This window comes from Streptomyces synnematoformans, from assembly GCF_039531005.1.
GTDB classification, from domain to species: Bacteria; Actinomycetota; Actinomycetes; order Streptomycetales; family Streptomycetaceae; genus Streptomyces; species Streptomyces synnematoformans.
In genome coordinates this window covers 1-1372 of the sequence record NZ_BAAAPF010000660.1, presented here as the reverse complement: position 1 = coordinate 1372, position 1372 = coordinate 1, and the positions used below count along the sequence as shown (strand labels likewise).

Sequence of the window (1372 nt, the reverse complement as noted above, 5' to 3'; positions counted from 1 at the left end):
CAGGCGCGGGCGCGGGCACGACCACCGCCGCGGGCGCGGACCGGGCCGTGGCCCGGCTGGTGGCGCTGCTCGCGCCGGAGGACGCGGACGAGGTCGTCCTGGAGGCTGCCGTCAACCGCATCGGGCTGCTGGTGCAGGCGTGTGCGGCGACGTCGGCGCCGGTCGAGGCCGCGGCCGGCGGTGACGCGCCGCTGGCGCGGGTGCTCCGGGAGACGCCACCGGTACAGATCACGCGCCGCGTCGCCGCCCGCGCCACCCGGGTCGCCGGCCGGGACATCGCCGCGGGCGACGCGGTCGTCCTGGACGTGGCCGCCGCGCAGCGTACGCACCCCGTGCCCCTCGCCTTCGGCGCCCCGCCCCGCGTCTGCCCCGGCCGTGCGCACGCCCTCGCGCTGGCCGTCGGCCTGCTCCGGCGCCCGCTGACCCCGTTCGCGGCGCTGCACCACCGGGCCGGCGCGCCGCTGCTGCTGCCCAACGCCTGGGACCACGCCTCCGGCGCCGCCCTGGCCGCCCGCGGCTTCGACGCGGTCGGCACCACCAGCCTGGGCGTCGCCGCGGGGCTCGGCCTGCCGGACGGGGCCGCCGCCACCGCGGAGGCGACCGTGGCGCTGGCCCGCCGCCTCGGCCGGGGCGGCTTCCTGTTCACCGTCGACGCCGAGGGAGGCTTCAGCGACGACCCGGAGGAGGTCGCCGAGCTGGCGCGGCGGCTGTACGACGCGGGCGCCGCGGGGATCAACCTCGAAGACGGCCGCCCGGACGGCGGCCTCGCCCCCGCCGGGCTGCACGCCGCGAAGATCGCCGCCGTCAAGGCCGCCGTACCCGGACTGTTCGTGAACGCCCGCACCGACACCCACTGGCACGGCCGCCGGGAGGACGAGACCGCGGAGCGCCTGGCCGGGTACGAACAGGCCGGGGCGGACGGGGTGTTCGTACCGGGGCTGTCGGATCCGGACGGGATCGCCGCCCTGACGGCGGCCCTCCTCGTGCCGCTGAACATCCTGTACGCACCGGGCGGCCCGAGCCTGCCCGAGCTGGCCGCGCTGGGCGTACGCAGGATCAGCCTCGGCTCGCTGCTCTACCGCAGGGCCCTGGCCGCGGCCGTCGCCGCCGCGACCGACATCCGCGACGGCCGGCCGACGGACCTCGACGCGCCGTCGTACGCCGAGGTGCAGGCGGCTGCGGCGGGCGGGGCGGACGGCAGGGCGGACGGCAGGGCGGACGGCAGGGCGGACAGCGGCGTGGCCGGCGGTGTGCGGCGGGATCCGTGAGGACGCCGCGTTGTCGCGGGCGGCGAGTCGGGGCAGTGCCGGGGGGTGGCCCCCGGCCGGGTCGGCGGGACGCGCCCGCGCCCGGCGGCGCCGGGCCCCGCCCG

1 protein-coding gene is annotated in these 1372 nt (G+C 80.3%); it reads left to right on the top strand.

Annotation, left to right across the window (positions count from 1 at the left end; all coding sequences use genetic code 11):
- A partial coding sequence (locus ABD317_RS36950; protein ID WP_344296454.1) for an isocitrate lyase/phosphoenolpyruvate mutase family protein occupies positions 1-1268 on the top strand: 1268 nt, incomplete at its 5' end.
- Positions 1269-1372 lie beyond the last annotated feature (104 nt).